General features: G+C 59.9%; 21 protein-coding genes. 9 read left to right on the plus strand and 12 right to left on the minus strand.

Annotated features, from left to right (window positions below; translation table 11 throughout):
* Positions 1-8 precede the first annotated feature (8 nt).
* Entirely contained in the window at positions 9-1154 is a 1146-nt protein-coding gene (locus CCGE531_RS07120) for a glycosyltransferase family 4 protein (RefSeq protein WP_120663563.1), read from the minus strand.
* Between the two features lie 11 nt (positions 1155-1165).
* Positions 1166-1741 (minus strand): polysaccharide biosynthesis/export family protein, encoded by a 576-nt coding sequence (locus CCGE531_RS07125; protein ID WP_120663564.1) that lies wholly within the window; start codon positions 1739-1741, stop codon positions 1166-1168.
* 193 nt (positions 1742-1934) lie between these two features.
* On the opposite strand from CCGE531_RS07125, the gene CCGE531_RS07130 reads away from it, so the two are divergent.
* Positions 1935-4163 carry an exopolysaccharide transport family protein gene (locus CCGE531_RS07130; protein ID WP_120663565.1) on the plus strand — a complete coding sequence of 743 codons (2229 nt, stop codon included), beginning with the start codon at positions 1935-1937 and terminating at the stop codon, positions 4161-4163.
* On the opposite strand, the gene CCGE531_RS07135 is transcribed toward CCGE531_RS07130, so the two are convergent.
* Together CCGE531_RS07135 and CCGE531_RS07140 are read right to left on the minus strand one after the other, a co-directional pair.
* A complete protein-coding gene (locus CCGE531_RS07135) occupies positions 4164-5420 on the minus strand; it encodes a GNAT family N-acetyltransferase (protein WP_120663566.1) in 1257 nt (418 codons plus the stop codon).
* 134 nt (positions 5421-5554) lie between these two features.
* Complete coding sequence (locus tag CCGE531_RS07140; protein ID WP_047627098.1) at positions 5555-5764, minus strand: DUF2842 domain-containing protein; 210 nt, start codon at positions 5762-5764, stop codon at positions 5555-5557.
* Between the two features lie 112 nt (positions 5765-5876).
* Here CCGE531_RS07140 and CCGE531_RS07145 point away from each other — a divergent pair, with 112 nt between their 5' ends.
* Entirely contained in the window at positions 5877-6980 is a 1104-nt protein-coding gene (locus CCGE531_RS07145) for a COX15/CtaA family protein (protein ID WP_120663567.1), read from the plus strand.
* Between the two features lie 11 nt (positions 6981-6991).
* Here the strand turns inward: CCGE531_RS07145 and CCGE531_RS07150 are convergent, their stop codons facing one another.
* The 8 genes from CCGE531_RS07150 to CCGE531_RS07190 form a co-directional block, all read right to left on the minus strand.
* On the minus strand, positions 6992-8302 hold the full coding sequence (locus tag CCGE531_RS07150) for a DUF2778 domain-containing protein (RefSeq protein ID WP_120663568.1): 1311 nt from the start codon (positions 8300-8302) through the stop codon (positions 6992-6994).
* Positions 8303-8730: 428 nt separating this feature from the next.
* Complete coding sequence (argC, locus tag CCGE531_RS07155) at positions 8731-9663, minus strand: N-acetyl-gamma-glutamyl-phosphate reductase (protein ID WP_120663569.1); 933 nt, start codon at positions 9661-9663, stop codon at positions 8731-8733.
* A 137-nt stretch (positions 9664-9800) separates the two neighbouring features.
* Positions 9801-10754, minus strand: coding sequence for an agmatinase (gene speB, locus CCGE531_RS07160; RefSeq protein WP_120663570.1), 954 nt, complete (start codon positions 10752-10754; stop codon positions 9801-9803).
* Positions 10735-11112, minus strand: coding sequence for an antibiotic biosynthesis monooxygenase (locus CCGE531_RS07165; protein ID WP_120663571.1), 378 nt, complete (start codon positions 11110-11112; stop codon positions 10735-10737). Before CCGE531_RS07165 ends, speB begins: the two co-directional genes overlap by 20 nt.
* A 474-nt stretch (positions 11113-11586) precedes the next feature.
* On the minus strand, positions 11587-12054 hold the full coding sequence (rpsI, locus tag CCGE531_RS07175; protein ID WP_120663573.1) for a 30S ribosomal protein S9: 468 nt from the start codon (positions 12052-12054) through the stop codon (positions 11587-11589).
* A gap of 2 nt (positions 12055-12056) precedes the next feature.
* Positions 12057-12521: a 50S ribosomal protein L13 gene (gene rplM, locus CCGE531_RS07180; protein ID WP_034507580.1), complete on the minus strand. Its 465-nt coding sequence runs from the start codon at positions 12519-12521 to the stop codon at positions 12057-12059.
* Positions 12522-12757: 236 nt separating this feature from the next.
* Positions 12758-13594 (minus strand): EamA family transporter, encoded by an 837-nt coding sequence (locus tag CCGE531_RS07185; protein ID WP_120663574.1) that lies wholly within the window; start codon positions 13592-13594, stop codon positions 12758-12760.
* Between the two features lie 839 nt (positions 13595-14433).
* On the minus strand, positions 14434-14760 hold the full coding sequence (locus tag CCGE531_RS07190) for a hypothetical protein (RefSeq protein WP_120663575.1): 327 nt from the start codon (positions 14758-14760) through the stop codon (positions 14434-14436).
* A 111-nt stretch (positions 14761-14871) separates the two neighbouring features.
* Between CCGE531_RS07190 and CCGE531_RS07195 the strand changes: the two genes are divergently transcribed.
* The 7 genes from CCGE531_RS07195 (at position 14872) to pstB (ending at position 21291) form a co-directional block, all read left to right on the plus strand.
* Positions 14872-15300, plus strand: coding sequence for a CoA-binding protein (locus tag CCGE531_RS07195; RefSeq protein ID WP_120666579.1), 429 nt, complete (start codon positions 14872-14874; stop codon positions 15298-15300).
* Between the two features lie 167 nt (positions 15301-15467).
* On the plus strand, positions 15468-16751 hold the full coding sequence (locus tag CCGE531_RS07200) for an O-acetylhomoserine aminocarboxypropyltransferase (RefSeq protein WP_120663576.1): 1284 nt from the start codon (positions 15468-15470) through the stop codon (positions 16749-16751).
* A 141-nt stretch (positions 16752-16892) separates the two neighbouring features.
* The gene (locus tag CCGE531_RS07205) at positions 16893-17237 is read left to right on the plus strand and encodes a cupin domain-containing protein (RefSeq protein WP_120663577.1); all 345 of its coding nucleotides are present in this window, start codon (positions 16893-16895) and stop codon (positions 17235-17237) included.
* A 314-nt stretch (positions 17238-17551) separates the two neighbouring features.
* A complete protein-coding gene (gene pstS, locus CCGE531_RS07210; protein WP_245459086.1) occupies positions 17552-18523 on the plus strand; it encodes a phosphate ABC transporter substrate-binding protein PstS in 972 nt (323 codons plus the stop codon).
* Between the two features lie 71 nt (positions 18524-18594).
* Positions 18595-19566 carry a phosphate ABC transporter permease subunit PstC gene (pstC, locus tag CCGE531_RS07215; protein ID WP_120663579.1) on the plus strand — a complete coding sequence of 324 codons (972 nt, stop codon included), beginning with the start codon at positions 18595-18597 and terminating at the stop codon, positions 19564-19566.
* 10 nt (positions 19567-19576) lie between these two features.
* Positions 19577-20428 (plus strand): phosphate ABC transporter permease PstA, encoded by an 852-nt coding sequence (pstA, locus tag CCGE531_RS07220; RefSeq protein ID WP_120663580.1) that lies wholly within the window; start codon positions 19577-19579, stop codon positions 20426-20428.
* A 26-nt stretch (positions 20429-20454) separates the two neighbouring features.
* Complete coding sequence (pstB, locus tag CCGE531_RS07225; protein WP_120666581.1) at positions 20455-21291, plus strand: phosphate ABC transporter ATP-binding protein PstB; 837 nt, start codon at positions 20455-20457, stop codon at positions 21289-21291.
* The last annotated feature ends 157 nt before the right edge of the window (positions 21292-21448 follow it).

Consider the following 21448-nt stretch of genomic DNA (forward strand, 5'->3'; position numbering starts at 1 on the left):
CTTGTATTCTAACCGTCGGTGTCCATGCCAAGTATATTTTGATACAGGCGCAGAGTATCCCGCGCCATGGCCGAGGCCGAAAAGTTCAACCGGATTGTTTCGATATGGGGCATGTTGCGGCGGCCGAACTCCGGCTCGCTTATCGCCTCGGCCATCACGCGCGACAGGTCGTCGGCGTCCTCCGGCCTGGCGAGTGCCGGACTGTTTTCGCCGAGCGCTTCCGGGATGCCGCCGACGCGCGAGGCGATGACGGTCTTTCCGGCTGCAAGCGCCTCCAGGACGATATAGGGCATGGCTTCGGCGCGGGAGGGAACGATAACGTTCTGCGACACGGCAAAGGCCTCCTGGACGCGCATGGCCGGAAGCATGCCTATGCGATGGCCGAGGCCGCGTTCGGTCATCATCCTCTGATACTTGTCCCTGTCCGGCCCGTCGCCGATCATCAGCGCCGAAAGCGGCCTGCCGATCCGACGCTCTGTCCTCGCAAAGGCGTCCACGAACAGATCGGGACCTTTGAGGTCCCGCAGCATGCCGATGTAGACAAAATGCACTGAGTCCGATCGTGTCGGCACATTGCGGAAATCCCGCTCGCTGATGCCGTTGTAGATCATCACGGAGCGAGTGCGCGGCTTGCCGATCTTCCTCTCGTAGGTGCGCCGCTCGAAGTCGCAGATGAAGATCAGCCCGTCGGTCAGAAACTCCAGCATGCGTTCCATGCTATGCACCAGCATGCCCTGCAGCGAGGCGCGAGGAAAGTGCAGGCTGCCGCCATGCGCGGTGTAGAGGCGGGCTACGCGATACCTGTTGACCCGCAGGATCGAGCCGAGAAGGCGCGCAAGCAGGCCGCCCTTGGCGCCGTGCCCATGCAGCACGTCCGGCCGCAAACTCCTGATTTCCTTGTAGCTGCTCCAAAGCGTCGCGGTATCCGACAGGCTGATCTGCCGCCGGATCGGCAATCGGATCACGCCAAGCGCCAGAAAGGGTGCGATATCGCTGAACAGGCGGTCCTCATGCTCGCCCCCCGTGAGGCTGTCGCAAAGGATGCCGACCTGGTGTCCCGCCTTGCTCTGCTCTTCCACCAGGTCGCGGACATGGCGGAAAATCCCGCCGACCGGCGATCTGAAGCAATGGAGGATTCGAAGTGGTCTGGCCATGGCGGGTGCGGTTAGAACAACCGCTCTCTGACGTAGATCGTGTCGCCTGCCAGCACCGGATCCGAAATGCCGACCCGTCCCGTCATGACATGAGCGTTGATCTTGCGGGTGACATCGGCATTGGATTGGTTGGCCCGGCTCGTGAAGCCGCCGGCAACCGCAATGGCGTTTTGGATCGTCATTCCAGGCACGTAGGAATATTGGCCGGGCTGGCCGACTTCGCCCATGATATAGACCGAGCGATAGCGGTCGATGTCGATGGTCACGTCGGGATCACGGATGTAGCCTTGGCGGAGCTTCTGCGCGATCTGGCCGGAGAGTTGCTGCAAGGTCCTGCCGCGGGCGGGCACCTGGCCGATCAGCGGGAAGGCGATGTAGCCGGCCTGATCGATCGTATAGGTATTGGTCAATCCCGGCTGATCGAACACAGTCACGCGCAGCCGGTCGCCACTATCCAGCGCATAGGGCTGGATTGTGGCCTCATTGAAGGCTTTCGGCGCGGGCTGATAGGTATTGCAGCCGGTAAGCGCGGCGCTCACGGCTGCCACGCCAAGTGCCAGGAAGATCTTTGGCTTTGCGAAGGGCATTTCGCGCTCATAAGAAAGGGGAAAACACTATCGTCGTTATCAATCCGTTAGGGTTAACGGTCGGTAAAGAGCAAAAGGAATTCCGGCAAAAAATTAGTGAAGCCAAAAATAACCCAAGCGAAATACTATTAACGCTTGGGTTACCATAGTCGTTTACGATTAATTCTGGCTTTCTATTACGGAGTTCTTGTATATGTCCGGTGTCAACAACACCCAGCAGGATGTGGACATCGATCTCGCGCAGCTCTTCCGCGCCGTGTGGCGGCGGCGGTTGCGCGTCATTGCCATCACGCTGGCAGGGGCCTGTCTGGCTTTCGTCTTCGCGAAGTTCGTTTCACCGGAATATCGCAGCGAGGCGCGTATTCTGATAGAGCAGCGCGCGCCGGCATTCGCGACGACGACGACCGGCAACGACTCCAGTTCCGCGCCCTTGCTGGACGAGCTCAACATTGCCAGCCAGGTGCAGATCCTGCAATCGGCAGATCTGGTCAAGCAGGTCATTACCAATCTCAAGCTCTACGATCGCACTGAATTCGCAGCCGGCAACAATGGCTCCGCGCTCTCCGATATTCTGGTCAAGCTGCACCTGAAGCGTGCCGCCTCCGACAAGGCGCCGGAAGAGCGGATGCTGGATGCTTTCAACAGCCGCCTGCAGGTTTACCAGATCAACAGTTCGCGCGTGATCGGCATAAGCTTCACCTCCCGTGATCCGGATCTTGCGGCCAGCGTCCCGAATGCGATGGCGCAGGTCTATCTGTCGATGCAGAGCGGCGCCAAACTCGATTCCAACAGCGAGGCGACACGCTGGCTGGAGCCGGAGATCACCAAGCTGCGCGAAAAGGTCAGCGAGGCCGAAAAGAAGGTCGCGGATTATCGCTCCGCCAACGGTCTTCTTCAGACCAGCCAGAATAGCAATTTCGCCACGCAGCAGCTTGCGGATATTTCCACGCAGCTCGCCCAGGTGCGCGGCGACCGTGCCAATGCCGAGGCGCGAGCACAGGCAGTGCGCAACGCACTGTCCACCGGCCGCTCCACCGACACGCTCGCCGACGTCTCCGGGTCGCTGACCATTCAGCGGCTGAAGGCGACGGAATCCGGCCTGGAATCGCAGATCTCGGATCTGTCCACGACGCTGATGGACGGCCATCCTCGCTTGAAGAGCCTGCGCGCGCAGCTCGCAGACATCCGACAGCAGATCAATCGCGAGACCCAGAAAATTCTGGCAAGCATCGAAAATGAGGCAAAGGTGGCGCAGCTGCGCGAACAGCAGCTGTTGGCGCAATCGAACACCCTGAAGGCCGACAGCGCGCGGGCAGGGGAGGACGAAGTCGGCCTCAACGCACTGGAACGCGAGGCCACGGCCGAGCGGCAATTGCTTGAAACCTATCTCGCGCGCTATCGTGAGGCTGCCTCGCGCGCCGACAAGAATTCCAGCCCCGCCGATGCCCGCGTGGTCTCCACCGCGGTCGAGCCGGTCGATCCGTCGTTCCCAAAGATCGGTCCCATCGTTGTCGTCGCAACCTTGGCGACGTTCATCCTGACTGCCATCGTCATCATGCTCGCGGAGTTGTTCAGCGGCCGGGCATTGCGGCCCATCGGTCCCGCGCGCAAGGAAGCGACCGCCTCGGTCGAAACGCCTGAGCGGGCTCAAGCCGAGACCCCAGCCGATATCGAGGTGATGCCGGCTCGCACCGCCGTCAGGGCAAGCCACGGCGAGATGCCCGCCAGCCTGCTTTCGGTTCCGGTAAAGGACACCCCGACCCAGGCTGCGAACCCCGCTATCGATGGGGAAGATGCGAAGGGCGAGATTCACGCGGTGGAGGAAGAGGAGGATTTCTCCATCCAGTCCGTCGCCGACTATTTGATCGACAACGGCTCACGGCTGGCTATCGCCATATCTCCGACCGGTGACGACGGATCCACCGCGACGGTGATGCTGGCGCGGACCATCGCCGACGCGGGAAGCCGTGTCGTACTGGTCGACATGACCGGTTCGGGATGCCCCTCCAGGCTGATGGCCGAACATGGCGAGCTTGCCGGCGTGACGGATCTGCTTTGCGGCGAAGTTGCCTTTGGCGATACGATCCATCCGGATCGGCTGTCCGATGCCCATCTCGTTCCGCAAGGCACGAGCGATGTCGGCCGTGCCATGCGCGGTGCCGACCGCCTGTCGCTGATCCTCGATGCGCTCGGTTCGGCCTATGACATCGTTCTGGTGGAATGCGGCGCGGCCGAAGTTTCCGGTGTCGCGCGGCTGACGCGCAGCAAGGACACGGAAATCATCCTTTCCATGCCGGAGCCAGAAGAGGGCCGATTCATGGCCGCGATGACGGAATTCCAGAAAGCGGGCTATGAACACATCATCCTGATGTCCGGCTGGCGCGAGGAGCATGATCCCGATACGCGCCGCGACGCCGCCTGATCAGTCCCCGTCGCCATCGCCCGCTGCTGCTGCGTTGGCGCCGCGGCTCGCCCGCATCCGCTGGATGAAAGCATAGAGCTTTCGATTGGACTTGATCGCCGCTTTCATGCGCGTCATGCTCCTTTGTGCCGTTGCGGCGAGATGGCCGACGCCTGAGATCGGCAGGAACAGATCATGCTGCACCGTTTCCATCGGGCACCACGAGCGTTTGTAGATCTGGTCGCCGATGCCGAAATCGAAGAGGGCGGCGTCTTCGCGATGCAGCCGCTCGATCATCAGCCAGAACAGCAACTCGCCGGGGCTTGCCTCGGCAACCAACGTCTCGTCGATGGAGGCGAACTGGCAGATGACGTGATCTCCCTTTCGGGAGAGGGCGGCGATCGCCGGGATGTGCCCCTCATGCTCGCCCTTGAGGCGCAGCGCATGCATCTGCAGCGTCGCGTCAAAATCGTTGCTTCTGCGCGGGTGCAGCAGCGCGTGCAGCGCCGTTTTGGTCGGAGCATCGTCGAAGACGTCGGGCAGGCCGGCATCGCGGAAACGGACCGATTTCTGGTGGAAGAACAGGTCCAGGAGAGCGTCCTGCTGCTCGGGCGCGGCAATCACATATTCGTAGCCGCCCTTGGCGTCGAGAATCCTGCTTTGATGCTTGAACTTCTTGCGGCGCCGCTTGGCGTTCACCTGCTTCAGGCTTGCTTCAAAACTGCCAAGAAAGGGCATCTGGAAGGCATGGTTCTGGTTTTCGACGGCGGGGAGGGAGGCAAGCGGGCTGGCGCGGCCACGCCATTCGAGAGGTACATTGCGCAGGATGGCAAGATCCGTCCTGCCGCGCAACGCTGCCGCGATGGCTGCCGCCTGGGCCGAGGTCAATTTTCCGTTCGCGAGAAACTCGGCCGAAAACAGGCCGGTATTGATATTGCCGTGACGGCTCCCGATGAATTCCGCCCGTCTTATTCCACGGCTGCGAATCATCTCCAGTGGCAGGATGAAGGCAGGGCGATCTCGGATGGAACCCCGCACGATGGCGAGAGGATGCCGGAAGCTCTCCACCCAGGCCACGCACCAATCATAGCTCTGGTGCAGCGAGGCGAGATCGTCTTGCTCCAGCATGCGCCATTCGGCTTCGAGCGGTGCCATGCTGTCGAAGATGTCGACCTGCAGGTGATCCTCGCTGCCGGGCTGCATCGGAATGGATGCAGTGCGACCATCCGCTGCCTCGGCGGGGGGCATGCCGACGATATCTCGCATTTGGGTCTGCATCCGATCTTCTCCGCTCCGGCGGCATTCGAAGGCAGTCTGGCGGGCAACGGCTTATTTTTGGCTTAAGATGGGACATCACGCGCTGGAAGGCGCGGATCAGGGTTAGCCTTGTGTAAATCATGGCTGGGCGAGCCTCATTGCGGGCGCGGTCCTGCCATCCACTTGATGATACCCATTGCCGGCAATACCCAGATGATGCCGCTGAAAAAGAAATACAGGAAATGAACCCAGCCGGGTTGATCCGCAAGCGTTCGCACTGCAACGATCATGGCAACGATCGCATAGATTGCAACCAACAGCACGAGCAGGATCATGCCTATGAATTTGCGCAGGCGAAGCGGCACGGGATTTCCTCCTCTTTACGACGACATGCCGCGACGGCATGCCGCAAACTCCCGGGACTTGTTTTGCACGCCCCTATCGGGCAAATCAACAGCCTGATCGAAGGGAGAAGCCATGGCCGCCACTAATTTTACGACCGAAGAGGCTATTCTGAAGGAAGTGGCCCGTCAGGACCGCAATCGCCGCGCCATCCGCATCTGGCTTGCCTGCGTGCTTCTGGTTCTGTTCGGCCTCGTGCTGGTGGGTGGCGCGACGCGCCTCACAAATTCAGGCCTGTCGATCACGCAATGGCAGCCGATCCACGGCGTCATCCCGCCGCTGAATGCGCAGGAATGGGAAGAGGAGTTCACCCTCTACAAGCGCATCCCGCAATTCCAGATCCTGAACAAGGACATGACGGTCGACGAGTTCAAGAGCATATTCTGGTGGGAGTGGGCGCATCGCCTCCTGGCGCGCGCCATCGGCATCGTTTTCGGCGTGCCGTTGCTGTTCTTCGTCCTAACCGGCCGCGTCGAGCGGAAACTCTGGCTGCCGCTGGCCGGCATTTTCGTGCTCGGCGGTCTTCAGGGAGCGATCGGCTGGTGGATGGTCTCCTCCGGTCTCGAGGCCCGCACCGATGTCAGCCAGTATCGCCTAGCCACCCATCTCGTCACCGCCTGTCTGATCTTTGCCGCCTGCATGTGGTTCATGCGCGCCTTGTCGCCGCATTCGAACGAGCCGCCGCCGACGCGTTATTCGGTGACGCTTGCCGGTCTTATCGCCTTCATGGCGCTGTTCCAGATCTATCTCGGCGCGCTCGTCGCCGGCCTCGATGCCGGCCTTTCCTACAATACCTGGCCGCTGATGGACGGCGCCGTCGTCCCGAACGACCTTTTCATACAGTCGCCGGGCTGGATCAATTTCTTCGAGAACCCGAAGACGGTCCAGTTCGTCCACCGCCTCGGCGCCTATGCGCTGTTCGTCGTCGTCGCCTTCAACATGATCATCTCGCTACGGGCAGCGCCGCAAACGACGCATGCTCGCCGGTCCGTCGTCGTGTTCGTGCTCGTGCTGATCCAGGCGATCCTCGGCATTTCGACGCTGCTGCTGCATGTGCCGCTGGATCTGGCTCTTGCGCATCAGGCGGGCGCCTTGATCGTCTTTGGCTTTGCAATTGCCAACTGGCGCGGTTTCTATGGCGAACTGCCGCACCAGACGTCGATCGTCGTGAGAAATTGAAGGCTTACGTCTCAGCGTGCCGAGGCGACGCTTGCCGCCGACGACACGCGCGAGACGACCTTCAGACGCTTGATTTCGCCGCGCTTGAAGGCGGCCAGAAAGCGGCTGTAATCCTTAAAGACCACGCAGCCATTCGATTCTGCACGGCCTCCCCTGAGCATGTACGTGTGAGCCAGCAGACCATCGCGGCCATAGACGCGGGCGCCGCTTGCGGGTGTCAGGCGCAGCGCCTGCACGCCATGGAACAAGCTTTCTCTAAATGTCAGGCTATAAGTTTCAGGCGGCGTCGGGCCGGTGTTTTTGCGGTCGACATAGCGGGGATTGTCACGCATGTGGCCGAGGCCGGAATGCGCCTCGAGGCGTTCGCCGCTCGGCAGGTAGACGGTCTTTGCCTCGATATCGTAGATCGCAGTACCTTGGCCGGGGCTGATTGCGGCAAAGGGATTGATGAAGGGCTTTGCCTTGCGCACGGAACTTTCGTCCGGGTCCGCATAGGCCATCACGCGCGACGGCGGCTGAGCCGTGGCCTCGCTGCCCGTTGCCCTGGCGATAGCGGTGGTGGCGCCGTCGCGCTGCACGGGTGTTTCGCGGGCAGGGCGGGTCATGGGAATGACGTTCAGCACCGCCTCAGCCACGGCAATGTCGGCGTCCTTGGCGGGCAAGGGCTTTGCTTCGGCGATGGCAGGCAGGCTCACCTCGGGCGCTGCCGTGGCAATGGCAGCCGGCTGCGCGGTCGTATTTGCGGGGCTCGCGGCGGGTATCAGGGCCGCGGCATATTTCACCCGGTTCAGCTGCTGCACGGCGGTAGCGAAGTTTATGGCGATCACCTTGCGCAGATGGTCGATCGTCTCCGGCGGGGCGGCGGCCACTTCGATACGGCCGCTCTTGAGGCTCGCCGCGGCGTTTTGCGCCTGCTTGATTTCGGAGGCCTGCTGCGCCAGAGCATTCGCCAGTTGCAAGCGAACCGTGTCCGCGCCGGCGGCTTTCGCTTGAACTTCCGCGTCCGCCGCGCTGCCGAAACGGCTTTGTCCATGCAGCGATGTCGTCTGGGCGGCGAGATGGGTGGGACGTATCATGCGAGCCGGCGGGACAATGAAGGCTGAGGCACGCGGCGCCAGGAAATTGTCAGCCGAAGCCGCCGCGCCGGGGAGGGCTAGCACCATGGACTGTGTTGTCATCAGCGTCGCGGTGATCCAGGCGAAGGCCGCTACGGCAACGCCGGTTGCCAAGGTAGCGGGACGGATGCGGAAGGGTTTTTTCGATCGCGGGGCGTAGCCGGAACGCGAATTGAAATTACCGAAAGTCTCGGTCGCAAACGCCATGATACTCGTTATCCAAACTACACAGACACTACGCCGGCTCAAAAACGCACACGCGCCCTGACGCGAAAACCGCGTCCGGCCGCCGACTTGCCGACTGTCTGGAAGCATGCCGAATTATGGTAACCAATTCCTTTACGATGGTTCATTCTCGGATATTCATTGAAAAAAGGGATAGTTTTGAACGCCCCATGCACTCGGTCAGTGAAGCCGTTAAAGAGCAAATCCGCCCGACAATTGGTCGCGGAGCCCAATGGCTGGTCACTTTTCCGTGGGGTGCCAGCTAATTTAGCGAGAAGGCGGAAATATGGCCGAGGGAATTTGCGAGCGCGAAATCACGAATAAGCCGTTGCTGGCATAAGAAAGCCCGGCCCCGTCGATCCTTTGCGGAGAACGGGCCGGGCCGATGGTGTTTACCTGCGTTGGGCGCTTTAGGCGCCGAGCATCAGGTCCATATTCTGCACGGCGGCACCCGAGGCGCCCTTGCCGAGATTGTCGAGCAGCGCCACCAGATTGACCTGCTCGCCACCAGGCGTGCCGAAGACGAAGAGCTTCATCGTGTCCTGGCCGGCGAGCTCGACCGCATTGACGCGGGGCAGGGCGCGGCTCTCCTCAAGCGAGATGACCTGAACGATGTCTTGGCCGGCGTAGTGGTTGGAGAGAGCGGCGTGGATGCTTTCCAGCGTCGTGCCTTCCATGAGATCGCCGAGATACAGCGGCACCTGCACGATCATGCCCTGCGGGAAGCGTCCGACGGAGGGCGCGAAGATCGGCGCGCGGTCGAGCAGGCCGTGCGTCGTCATCTCGGGGACGTGCTTGTGGGTGAGCGGCAGGCCGTAGAGGAAATGCGGCGCGGTGATCGCATCCGGATGATCCGGATTTTCCATCTGCGCAATCATCTGCTTGCCGCCGCCGGTATAGCCGGAAACGGCATTGACGGTCACGGGATAGCCCGTCGGGATGATGCCGGCGGCGCGCAGCGGCCGGATGAGGCCGATCGCTCCCGTCGGATAGCAGCCGGGATTGGCGACGAAACGCGAAGACTGGATCCTGTTGCCTTGACCCTTGTCCATCTCGGCGAAGCCATAGGCCCAGTCGGGATGGATACGGAAGGCCGTCGAGGTGTCGATGACGCGAACATTGTTGTTGGCCGCCACCATCTTCACCGCTTCCTTCGACGCATCGTCGGGCAGGCAGAGAATGGCGATGTGGGCGCTGTTCAGCATGTCCTCGCGCATGGCGGCATTGCGCCGTTCGGCTTCCGGAATGGACAGAAGCTCGACATCGCGGCGGTCGGCCATGCGCGTGCGGATCTGCAAGCCCGTGGTGCCGTGTTCGCCATCGATGAAAATCTTCGGTGCCATCTTATTCCTGCTCTTTCAATAGGTTGAGAGTGTTTCCGGACTCAGTTTGCCATGCAGTTGATTCAATTTCATAACGGCCGCTTCGGATATGGCGCGATGGTCTTCGAAAACCGTCGCGCATGTCCCGAAATCTGGTGTCAGCGACCGCTCGCACGCCGTTCAGCGTGGAGACCGAGCATATACATCGCCACGGTCGCCCCCGCAATGGCGGTGATATCGGCGTGATCATAGGCGGGGGAGACCTCGACGACATCGGCGCCCCTGATGTCGAGCTGATGCAGCCTTTGCAGCACCGACAGGATCTTGGCGCTGGAGGGGCCACCGGCCACCGGCGTTCCCGTGCCTGGCGCATAGGCGGGGTCGAGGCAATCGATGTCGAAGGTCAGGTAGGTCGGCGCACCCTTGGTATGGGAAATGATCGTCGAAGCGATATCGCCGGCGCTCATGTCCTCGACCTGATGGCCATGGAGAATCCGGATGCCGAAATCGTCGGGCGCATGCGTGCGGATGCCGATCTGGATGGAGCGGTCCGGATCGATCAGTCCGTCGCGGACGGCGCGGGCAACGAAGGAGCCGTGATCGATGCGCCTGCCATCGTCGAACCAGGTGTCCTGATGGGCGTCGAACTGCACCAGCGCCAGCGGCCCGTGCTTTGCGGCATGCGCCTTCAACAGCGGCCAGGTGATGAAGTGATCGCCGCCGAGGGTCAGCAAGAAGGCGCCGCTGTCGAGGATCGTCCTTGCCTGCCGCTCGATCGCATCAGGCGTATCCTGATGATTGCCATAGTCGAGCAGGCAGTCGCCATAGTCGACGACGGCCATCTCTGCGAAGAGATCGCGGTCGAAGGGATATTGCGGGTCGTTGTCGAAGATAGCCGAGGCGCGACGCATCGCCTGCGGACCGAAGCGCGTTCCCGGGCGGTTGGAGGTCGCGGCATCGAAGGGAATGCCCCACACCACGGCATCGACGCCTTCAAGCGATTTGGTGAAACGGCGGCGCATGAAGGAGAGGGCGCCTGCGAAGGTTGGGTCGCTGGCGGCCGAGGTCAGGCTGGTTGCGGTAAAGGCATGGTCAATCGACGTGCTCGGCAAGGCTATCTCCTTTGCTTGCCTGGAAGTCATAGGCTCGTTCTACCCGCGCTATGCGAACCTTGTATTGTTCGTACCAGCGTTCGCGCCCAAGTTTTTGGGCGGCCAGATGCGCAACGACATTCTTCCAGGCAAGAATGCTTTCCTCGTCCCGCCAGAAGGAGTTGGTGATGCCGAAGCCATCGGCGCCTCTCGCGCTCTCAAGCCCGAGACAGCCGTCCTGCGCCAGCGCCAAGGCTTCCATGCGCTCGCCCATGGCGCCGTAGCCATTATCTCCTTCCGTTCGGATCGAAGCGAAGGAAACGATGTAGTAGGGCGGCTCGGGGGTGGCCGCAAAACGGGATGTTCTGTGCGTGCTCATGGCGTGCCTCACGGGAGTGAACTGGATTCCGGTTCTGTTGGAGATCGCAGACAAGTGCGTTTGACGCCTATTTGCCCGATCTGGCGGTGCATTGATATGCCTTTTTCACGCAGGCGATCTGGGGCGTCGAGCAGTCGGCCCGCCCGTTTGTCGCGACGCAATAAGAGCAGCTGTCGTTGAACTCCCGACAATCCGGGTTCGCTTGGAGAAAATCCTTCATGCTCTGCATGTCCGCCACCCTTTCGGTTGGCTCGGCGGGTTTGGCATCGTCGCACAGAGCCGGCGAGACGCTGGCGATCAAGAGCAGAAGCGAAAAGATGAATCTATGCATGGAATTCCCCCTATGCTTGTGGTCGGGGACTTTGCCACAAAACATGTCCCTTGCATTGGCGGAACTGCATTTTTTTCCAAGGTTGCAAAAGAAAAAGGCCGGGAAACTCCCGGCCTTTCCAATGTCCGATCTCGGATAAGCGATTAGCGCTTGGAGAACTGGAACGAACGACGTGCCTTCGCGCGGCCGTACTTCTTGCGTTCGACGACGCGGCTGTCGCGGGTCAGGAAGCCGCCCTTCTTCAGGATCGAGCGCAGGCCCGGTTCGAAGTAGGTGAGCGCCTTGGACAGGCCGTGGCGAACGGCACCGGCCTGGCCGGAAAGGCCGCCGCCGGCAACGGTTGCGATGATGTCGAACTGGCCGTCACGGGCAGCAGCGACGATCGGCTGACGCAGGACCATCTGCAGAACCGGGCGGGCGAAATACGCCGTGTAGTCCCGGCCGTTGATGATGATCTTGCCCGAGCCGGCCTTGATCCAAACACGGGCGACGGCGTCCTTGCGCTTGCCGGTCGCGTAGGAGCGACCGAGCGAGTCAACCTTGCGGACGTGAACGGGAGCAGCTGCTTCCGATACCGTGCCGAGATCCTTCAGGGAAGAGAGATCAGCCATTATCAGGCGCTCCTTACGTTCTTCTTGTTGAGCTTGGCCACGTCGAGAACGACGGGCTGCTGGGCTTCATGGGGATGGTTGGAGCCGGCGTAGACGCGCAGGTTCTTCATCTGGCGACGGCCGAGCGGGCCGCGCGGAACCATACGTTCGACAGCCTTCTCGACGACGCGCTCCGGGAAGCGGCCTTCGATGATCTGACGAGCCGTACGCTCCTTGATGCCGCCGGCATAACCGGTGTGCCAGTAGTAAACCTTGTCTTCGTACTTCTTGCCGGTGAAAACGATCTTGTCGGCATTGATGACGATGACGTTGTCGCCGTCGTCGACGTGCGGCGTGAAGGTAGCCTTATGCTTGCCGCGCAGACGCATTGCGATGATAGAAGCGAGACGGCCAACGACGAGCCCTTCGGCGTCGATGAGGATCCACTTCTTCTCCACCTCTGCAGGCTTCTGGGAGAAGGTTGCCATGTTGCATACTCTCTTTTAGGACCCTTGGCCCGAAGGCATCTGGGCGTTTCTTGTTGCTTGGTTTGGCGTGCTTGACGCGTGCCAAAAAGAAAACAGCCCGGAAAGGCTGCTATCTGCGGCGGCTTATAGAGTGAATGAGCGTCTCGGTCAATATCGCCGAATTGAACGGCTGTAAAAAATACGAAGTAAAATCAATAGGTTGAATGTGTGGTATAATAGAACCACATATTTTGCTGTCAGCCCAGCCGCAAAACCAGCACTCCGGCGGCTATAATCACGCCGGCAATATAGCGCCAGATGCTGGATCGCTCCTTCAGGACCACGACGGATATGACCAGCGCAAAGAGGATCGACGACTCCCGCAAGGCGGCAACCATCGCCACCGGCGCCTTCGTCATCGCCCATAATGCCAGTCCATACGAGACGATCGAGCCGCCACCGCCGATCAGCCCGCGCCACCAGTTGTAACGGACGTGGGCGGCGACCGCCGCGATGCCGCGTTTCGAGATTGCCCAGACGAACAGGAGGACCGGCGGCAGAAGCGCCATCCACAGCGTATAGGAGACGGAATTGCCCGAAATCCGCGCGCCGATACCGTCGACATATGTATAGGTCGCGATGACGACGGCATTGGCAAGCGCAAGAATGATGGCCCTGCGGCCGCCTTTTCGTGCCTCGAAGGCCAGCGTCAATATGCCAGCGCAGATCGTCATCGTGCCGATCAGCGCGCCGCCCGAGAGCGTCTCCTTAAGGATGAAGCTGCTTGTGGAGACGATAAGCAGCGGTGCCACGCCGCGCATTAGCGGATAGACGAGCCCGATATCCCCGGCGCGATAGGCGGCGGCGACAAGCTGGAAATAAGCAAATTGCAGAATTGCCGAAGCACCGATGAACGGCCAGGCGGCAGCGGCCGGCAATGGAAGAAACGGCAGCAAGGGCAGGGCTGCAACCGCGCCGCCGGCCGAGACCAGCGCAGCATCGAGCGATTTATCGGTCCCGGCCTTGATGATCGCATTCCATGTCGCATGCAGCAAGGCGCCGAAAAGGACGAGCGCGATAACGTCGAGAGACACGAAAAACCTCGAAAATTGGCGGATCAGACACAGATGCTTGGCATTTTGTGGGAGTCAGGCTTTCATATGATCCGCAATACATCAAAAAGCAACGAAATATACTCTGTTACGAAGACTTGCCTCATTGGCCAAATTCAAACGGCTGGCGATTGGAGAGGCGTTTCCTCTATGTTCCGAATCCCGCTTCCGCGCATTATAAATAACTAATTTACTAGAGTATGAAGCGCGAACAAATATCGCATGTCCTGTGAACGCGGGGGTAGCATTAGACAAAACTTACTTAAAAACGACAGCGCGCTTCGTCGACGGAAGGCATGGGGCGGATCACGGGAGAGCCGCGCGGACGAAATCGCGGGCAAAAGCCTTCCATAAACTCAGCCATGCCGCCGAATATAGTGGATATTTCTGCAGGTAATGAAAAATATTTCAATTCGCACTCGTGGTGCCTGATGGAGTCCGCACGGAAAAATTGCTCATATAAATAAGTATAGAAGCTGGATCTCTGGGTATAATCCTGTGCGAACGTGAAAATTATGCTGTGAAGTATATATGAAATATCATATTTTTTCATGTTCACAATCGGTTCTCATTTCAAATGCAACTTCATGAGGCATTTCTAATTTATATGCGAATAAATAGAGAACAAAGATTGCATTTCCGGAGAACGCAACTCCACGGTATGGAGAAAAACTATGCAAGCGCTTTGAGGGAGCCCTGAATGACAGCACGCGACGCGGCAGGCAAGGCCGTCATGTCGATAGCACTTCGTGCTGTGAGCAATCGATAGTTGTGCAGCGCGACTTGAGCCGTCTTTGATAACCAGCCGCAGCGCACTGCGGTCAGCGTCGGAAAATCAATTCGTCGTCATCGAGATCGGTGGCCGGCCGGCATGTATAGACAGGGCAGGAGGCTCGGTCCTTGGTAGGCAGGTAGTCCTGATAGGCATAGTAGCCGTTATCGCAGGAGTCGGCGTTTGCGACATACCGATCATAAAGCGTCATGTTGGATGTTCTTCTGGCCGGATAGCGCATGATGACCGCGCGTTCGCGGTTGATGACGGCTCTCGCTTCGGCGCAGGTCATGGACATGGAATTATATCGCGAAATGGCGAGTGCCGGGGTGGCGGCAGAAGCGATTGCCAGGCCCAGCAGAACGATATTTTTCATCGGAGTAATCCTCCCTGAAGTTGATATAATACAGTATATACGTGGATACCGTCGCTGCGGTTTCCATATTTGCGAGAAAACGCAAGTGTGATCGAGGTGGGAGGCTTCGTGATGAACCACGACACTTATGACGATTCCTATATTGCCGATATCCTTCTATCCGTGAGGACCATTGCTCTTGTCGGCGCTTCGCCCAATCCTGCTCGCCCAAGTAATGGCGTGATGGCCTATCTTTTAAACAGAGGCTATCGCGTCATCCCCGTCAATCCCGGGCAGGCCGGCAAGGAAATCCTCGGGCAATGGGTCTACGCGCATCTGGCCGACATTCCCGAGCCTGTCGATATGGTCGATGTTTTCCGGGCGCCGGAATATCTCCGGTCAGTGGTCGAGGAAGCCATCATGATCGATCCCCGGCCTCCGGTTATCTGGGGGCAGCTCGGCGTGCGCGACGACGCGGCTGCGGCGAGAGCCGAGGCGGCGGGCCTCAGGGTCGTGATGGACCGTTGCCCGGCCATCGAATACCCACGTCTGGTCGCCTGATCGAGGGAAGCCCGGGTGCCGGCAACTCGGCCGATTATCGCGCGAACTCACTGAAATATGGCAAGTTTTTTCCGCGAGCCGAAAAGCACGGCAAAGTTCGCGGTTAACTTTCATATCCCGGCCGCTATGATCTTCCCACCACAATGGCTCTGGCGGGAGAAAAGATCATGCCGACGAACAATCCTGGTTTCGACACACTGGCAATCCATGCGGGAGCGCAGCCGGATCCAACGACCGGCGCCCGCGCGACGCCGATCTATCAGACGACATCCTTTGTCTTTCAGGATGCGGATCACGCCGCCGCGCTGTTCGGATTGCAGCAGTTCGGCAATATCTATACCCGCATCATGAACCCGACGCAGGCCGTGCTCGAAGAGCGGGTGGCGGCTCTCGAAGGCGGAACGGCAGCCCTTGCTGTTGCCTCGGGCCACGCAGCCCAATTGCTGGTCTTCCACGCCATCATGCAGCCGGGCGACAATTTCGTCGCCGCCAAGCGGCTTTACGGCGGTTCCGTCAATCAGTTCGGCCACTCCTTCAAGAACTTCGACTGGCGTGTTCGCTGGGCCGACCCTGCGGATCCTGCCACCTTCGAGGCGCAGATCGACGGGCGCACCCGCGCCGTCTTCATCGAAAGCCTTGCCAATCCCGGCGGCACCTTCGTCGACATTGCCGCGATTGCGGCCATTGCCCACAAGCACGGCCTGCCGCTTATCGTCGACAACACCATGGCGAGCCCCTATCTCATCCGGCCGCTGGAGCATGGCGCCGATATCGTCGTGCATTCGCTGACGAAATTCCTCGGCGGCCACGGCAATTCCATGGGCGGCATCATTGTCGATGGCGGCACGTTCGACTGGTCTGCCTCGGGCAATTATCCCATGCTCTCCACACCAAGGCCGGAATATAACGGCATCGTGCTGCATGCGACGTTCGGCAATTTTGCCTTCGCCATTGCCTGCCGCGTCCTAGGCCTGCGCGATCTGGGGCCGGCCATCTCACCGTTCAACGCCTTTCTAATCCTCACCGGAATTGAGACGCTGCCGCTGCGCATCCAGCGCCACTCCGACAATGCGCTTGCCGTCGCCCGCTGGCTGAAGGGGCAGGAGAAGGTGGCCTGGGTCAATTATGCCGGCCTGGAGGACGATCCGAACCATGCGCTGCAGCAGCGCTACTCTCAAAAGGGAGCTGGATCGGTCTTCACCTTCGGCCTGAAGGGTGGATACGAAGCGGGCAAGGGACTGGTGGAGGGGCTGGAGCTGTTCTCGCATCTCGCCAATATCGGCGACACGCGTTCGCTCGTCATCCATCCGGCCTCCACGACGCACAAACAGTTGACCGACGAGCAGAAGGTCGCGGCCGGCGCCGGCCCTGATGTCGTGCGCCTCTCCATCGGCATCGAGGACGTCAAGGACATCATCTCCGACCTGAAGCAGGCGCTTGCAAAAGTCTAAGGACTGAACCGGCAGGGGGCCGGAAAAGCTCTGCGGGCTCTTTGACCGCAGCGCATTTCATGCTTGTTTGGGTCCGCGATCGCCGAATGGTGGTCGCGGACTTTTTTGGTCTTGGCGGAGCCTGATCGACGGGAGACTTAAGTGGCAACCTATCTGCAACTGAATGCCGATGGCGTGGAGCCCGAGGCAGGAGCGCCCGCAGCGGATCGTCTCATTTGGGGAGCGCCGACCTTCAGAACGTGGAACCTGGATGAGGCCGATGGCGGCCTTTATGCCGGTGTCTGGGAAGCGACACCAGGCAAATGGAGGATCGTCTATGACGAATGGGAATACTTCCATATCCTCTCCGGATATTCGATTGTGACAGCCGACGACGGCGAGGCCTTTCATCTGCGTGCGGGCGACCGCCTCATCTTGAAGCCTGGCTTCAAGGGAACCTGGGAAGTCGTTGAAACGACTCGCAAGGATTATGTGATCCGTCTGTGACGACGTTGTTGAATCAAAACATGAAGTTCGCGTTCTTTCGCTGCGGGAAGCGGGGCTTTCCAAGCGGTTCCGCAATGGCCGCGATGATTGCCGCAGGTTGTGTCACTGCCGCTTCATTAAACTGTCATCAAACTGAAACAATGCGGCATTAGAGCCATCACTGTCGCCAGGAGATTGGGGTGGGGTTCTTAACCGATGGGATACTCCGTGCTCAGCTCCTGCTCGCCATCCTTTCATCACTCTGGGAAGTGAGTTCAATCATGTTGAATCAGAAATTTCGTTCGCTTTGCCTGACTGCAGGCTTCATCGCGGCTATGTCCGTTTCGGCCTCGGCTGCCGACATCACGGGCGCTGGCTCGAGCTTCATCGCTCCGGTTCTGTCCAAGTGGGCTGAAGGCTACAAGGCTGCGACGAACAATGTCGTCAATTACCAGTCGGTTGGTTCGGGCGCCGGCATCAAGCAGCTCCTCGACAAGACCATCGTATTCGGCGCTTCGGACAAGCCGATGAGCGACGCTGACCTCGAGAAGAATGGCATTGCCCAGTTCCCGATGATCTCCGGCGGCATCGTCGTTTCCTATAACGTTGAAGGCGTGAAGCCGGGCGAACTCGTTCTCGATGGCAAGACGCTGTCCGATATCTTCCTCGGCAAGATCACGAAGTGGGACGATGCTGCCATCAAGGCACTTAACGCCAACGTGAAGCTGCCTTCCACGCCGATCTCCGTCGTTTATCGCGCCGACAGCTCGGGCACGACCTTCAACTTCACCGATTACCTGGCGAAGGTTTCGCCGGAGTGGAAGGAAAAGGTTGGTTCGAACACGGCGGTTGAATGGCCGGTCGGCTTCGGCGCCAAGGGTTCCGAAGGTGTTTCCACCACCGTCAACCAGACGGCTGGTTCGATCTCCTACGTTGAATATTCCTACGTCGTCGCCAACCACATCGGTTTCGCGAAGATGAAGAACGCTGCCGGCAAGGTTATCGAGCCGAGCCTCGAGACGTTCAAGGCTGCTGCTTCCAACGCCGATTGGGCCCATGCCAAGAACTTCAACCTGATCATCACCAATCAGCCGGGCGAAAAGAGCTGGCCGATTGCAGCTTCGACCTGGGTTCTGCTCTACAAGAAGCCGGCCGATCCTGCTCAGAACGAAGCAGCGCTGAAGTTCTTCAAGTGGTCCTATGAAAAGGGTCAGAAGGACGCGACGGAGCTGTCCTACCTTCCGGTTCCGGAAACTGTTGCCAAGGTTGTCGAAGAGTCCTGGAAGAAGGACTTCGGCACGAAGTAAATTCGGCTGAAAAGTTGCGGCGGACAGGGTAAAACCCTGTCCGCCTTTCGTGACAGGACAAGGGGAAATCGATGGCTGACGCGACTCAGACGGCTGGCTTCCAGGCACTGGATACCAGCGCCAGCACCAGAAAATTCCGGATACAGGATCGGATTTTCTATTTTATGACGCTTGGCTCGGCTACTCTTGTCGTGCTTCTGCTGCTGGCAATCATTGTGGTTCTTGTCATCGATGCCTTGCCAACTTTCCAGGCCTTCGGGTTTTCGTTCCTCTGGGGCACGAAGTGGAGTGCTCCCGCCGATATCTACGGTGCCGTGCCTGCCGTGATCGGTACGCTGGTGAGTTCGCTCATCGCCATGCTGATTGCCGTTCCCCTGGGCATCGGCATCGCCATCTTCCTCACGGAACTTTGCCCCGGCAGCCTGCGACGTCCGATCAGTACGGCCATCGAGCTTCTGGCCGGTGTTCCCTCTATTATCTACGGCATCGTCGGTCTGTTCATTCTCGTGCCGCTGATGCAGACCTATATCCTGCCATTCCTTATGATGACGATCGGCCAGGTGCCGTTGATCGGCCTGCTGTTCCAGCCGCCGGCGCCGGGCGTCGGCCTGTTGACGGCAAGCCTTGTGCTCGCCGTCATGATCCTGCCGTTCATCACCGCGATCTCTCGCGACGTGTTCACCACCGTGCCGCCGATGTTGCGCGAATCCGCTTACGGCATGGGCATGACGACATGGGAAGTGGCCCGCCACATCCTGATCCCCTATACACGTCGCGGCCTCGTCGGCGGTATCATGCTCGGCCTCGGCCGCGCGCTTGGCGAAACCATGGCCGTCACCTTCGTTGTAGGTTCGGTGAGCCGTCTGCAATCGTCGATCATCTCGCCGTCAACCACCATTTCCGCCCAGATCGCGAACAACTTCGGCGATGCCGACGGTCTGCAATTGTCGAGCCTGATTGCGCTCGGCCTGCTCCTGTTCGTCCTTTCGTTCTGCGTGCTTGCGCTGGCGAGGTGGATGATCGGCCGCGGCGACTCGCTCTGAGGAAAAAACCATGGAAAATGCAATTCGTCAGAATCTCGTGTCGAGGCGCTATACGAAGAACCGGGTGATGATGGCCTTGTCCTTCCTCGCGGCCATCCTCGGCATATTCTTTCTCAGCGTGATCCTTGCGACCCTGGTTTATCGCGGTGTGTCGGCGCTCAGCCTCGACGTGTTCACCATGTCGATCCCGGCCCAGGGCTCGCGCGGTGGCCTGATCAACGCAATCTACGGCACCGTGCTGGTCACGGGCCTCGCCATTGTGATCGCCGCTCCGATCGGCATTCTCGCCGCGACCTATCTGGTGGAATATGCCAATGGCACCAAGCTTGCGGAGGCTGCCAAGTTCATCAACGACATCTTGCTGTCCGCACCCTCGATCATCGTCGGCGTGTTCGTCTACGGCGCCGTGGTCGTGCCCATGCATGGCAACTCCGCCATTGCCGGCATCCTCGCGCTGGCGCTGATCGCCCTTCCGGTCGTCAACCGTACGACGCAGGACATGCTGTTGCTGGTGCCGAACGCACTTCGTGAGGCGACGGCCGCGCTCGGCGCACCGCGTTGGAAGTCGATGATGATGGTGATCTACCGTTCCGCCTGGACGGGTATCCTCACCGGCATCCTGCTGGCCGTCGCCCGTATCAGCGGCGAAACCGCGCCGCTTCTCTTCACGGCCGGCTACAGCAAATTCATGAATGCGGGCCTGACCGGTCCGATCGCCACGCTGCCGGTTGCCATCAACACGCTCGCAGCGGATGCTGGCGAAGATCTTAAACAACTGGCCTGGGCCGGCGCGTTGATTATCACCGTTGCCATCCTCGCCCTCAACATCCTTGCCCGTGTCTTGAGTGGGCGCCGCCAATGACGCCGCCGAACGATAGGAATGAGACCATGAACATGAGCGACAACAATTTCCAGAGCGTCAACGCACAGTCGGGGAAGGATGCCGCTTCCCCGTCGGATCTCGGCGCGCTCGCGAAGCTCGAGGTGAAGAATCTCGATTTCACCTATCAGAACGGCCATCGCGTTCTGAAGGGTGTGAATATGAACATCCGCAAGAATGCGGTCACCGCCTTCATCGGCCCTTCGGGTTGCGGTAAGTCCACGCTGCTGCGCACCTTCAACCGGATGTATGATCTCTATCCGGGCCAGACGGTAGCGGGCGAGATTCTGCTGGACGGCCGCAATATTCTCACCAAGGACGTCGATCTGAACGATCTGCGCGCCAAGGTCGGCATGGTGTTCCAGAAGCCGACGCCGTTCCCGATGTCGATCTATGAAAACGTCGCTTTCGGCATCCGGCTCTATGAGAAGATTTCCAAGGCGGAAATGGACGTCCGCGTCGAAGCGGCGCTGACCGAAACAGCGCTGTGGAGCGAAGTGAAGGAAAAGCTGCACCAGAGCGGACTTGGCCTTTCCGGCGGCCAGCAGCAGCGTCTCTGCATCGCTCGCGCCATCGCCCTGCGTCCGGAAGTCCTGCTTCTCGACGAGCCAACCTCGGCGCTCGACCCGATCTCGACCGCCAAGGTCGAGGAGCTGGTGTCGCAGCTCAAGGGCGAGTTCACGATCGTCATCGTCACGCACAACATGCAGCAGGCAAGCCGCATCTCCGACAACACCGCCTTCATGTATCTGGGCGACCTGATCGAATACGGCCCGACGGAGCAGATCTTCCAGGCGCCGAAGGTCAAGCGCACCGAGGATTACATCACCGGACGTTACGGCTGATACGATCCCGGCATTGCTTCAAGCAGACGATTTTGCATGGCGCGCCCGCTCGGCGCGCCATTTTGCATTTTTGTCCTGACCGCCGATTTTCGATTGCGTCCGTCGCGCGAAGCACCCGTCTCGAAGGGCTCGAGTGAGCGTAACCTTTGGGTGGATC

This window comes from Rhizobium sp. CCGE531 (assembly GCF_003627795.1).
GTDB lineage: Bacteria > Pseudomonadota > Alphaproteobacteria > Rhizobiales > Rhizobiaceae > Rhizobium.

What these genes read in the sequence shown, in the direction of transcription:
- CCGE531_RS07190 (WP_120663575.1), bottom strand. Translation starts at nt 14,760, where the DNA reads ATGAAAAATATCGTTCTGCTGGGCCTGGCAATCGCTTCTGCCGCCACC.
- CCGE531_RS07135 (WP_120663566.1), bottom strand. Translation starts at nt 5,420, where the DNA reads ATGCAGACCCAAATGCGAGATATCGTCGGCATGCCCCCCGCCGAGGCA.
- CCGE531_RS07195 (WP_120666579.1), top strand. Translation starts at nt 14,872, where the DNA reads ATGAACCACGACACTTATGACGATTCCTATATTGCCGATATCCTTCTA.
- pstS (WP_245459086.1), top strand. Translation starts at nt 17,552, where the DNA reads ATGTCCGTTTCGGCCTCGGCTGCCGACATCACGGGCGCTGGCTCGAGC.
- CCGE531_RS07125 (WP_120663564.1), bottom strand. Translation starts at nt 1,741, where the DNA reads ATGCCCTTCGCAAAGCCAAAGATCTTCCTGGCACTTGGCGTGGCAGCC.
- CCGE531_RS07130 (WP_120663565.1), top strand. Translation starts at nt 1,935, where the DNA reads ATGTCCGGTGTCAACAACACCCAGCAGGATGTGGACATCGATCTCGCG.
- CCGE531_RS07150 (WP_120663568.1), bottom strand. Translation starts at nt 8,302, where the DNA reads ATGGCGTTTGCGACCGAGACTTTCGGTAATTTCAATTCGCGTTCCGGC.
- CCGE531_RS07145 (WP_120663567.1), top strand. Translation starts at nt 5,877, where the DNA reads ATGGCCGCCACTAATTTTACGACCGAAGAGGCTATTCTGAAGGAAGTG.
- CCGE531_RS07200 (WP_120663576.1), top strand. Translation starts at nt 15,468, where the DNA reads ATGCCGACGAACAATCCTGGTTTCGACACACTGGCAATCCATGCGGGA.
- pstC (WP_120663579.1), top strand. Translation starts at nt 18,595, where the DNA reads ATGGCTGACGCGACTCAGACGGCTGGCTTCCAGGCACTGGATACCAGC.
- argC (WP_120663569.1), bottom strand. Translation starts at nt 9,663, where the DNA reads ATGGCACCGAAGATTTTCATCGATGGCGAACACGGCACCACGGGCTTG.
- CCGE531_RS07165 (WP_120663571.1), bottom strand. Translation starts at nt 11,112, where the DNA reads ATGAGCACGCACAGAACATCCCGTTTTGCGGCCACCCCCGAGCCGCCC.
- rplM (WP_034507580.1), bottom strand. Translation starts at nt 12,521, where the DNA reads ATGGCAACCTTCTCCCAGAAGCCTGCAGAGGTGGAGAAGAAGTGGATC.
- rpsI (WP_120663573.1), bottom strand. Translation starts at nt 12,054, where the DNA reads ATGGCTGATCTCTCTTCCCTGAAGGATCTCGGCACGGTATCGGAAGCA.
- CCGE531_RS07120 (WP_120663563.1), bottom strand. Translation starts at nt 1,154, where the DNA reads ATGGCCAGACCACTTCGAATCCTCCATTGCTTCAGATCGCCGGTCGGC.
- pstB (WP_120666581.1), top strand. Translation starts at nt 20,455, where the DNA reads ATGAACATGAGCGACAACAATTTCCAGAGCGTCAACGCACAGTCGGGG.
- pstA (WP_120663580.1), top strand. Translation starts at nt 19,577, where the DNA reads ATGGAAAATGCAATTCGTCAGAATCTCGTGTCGAGGCGCTATACGAAG.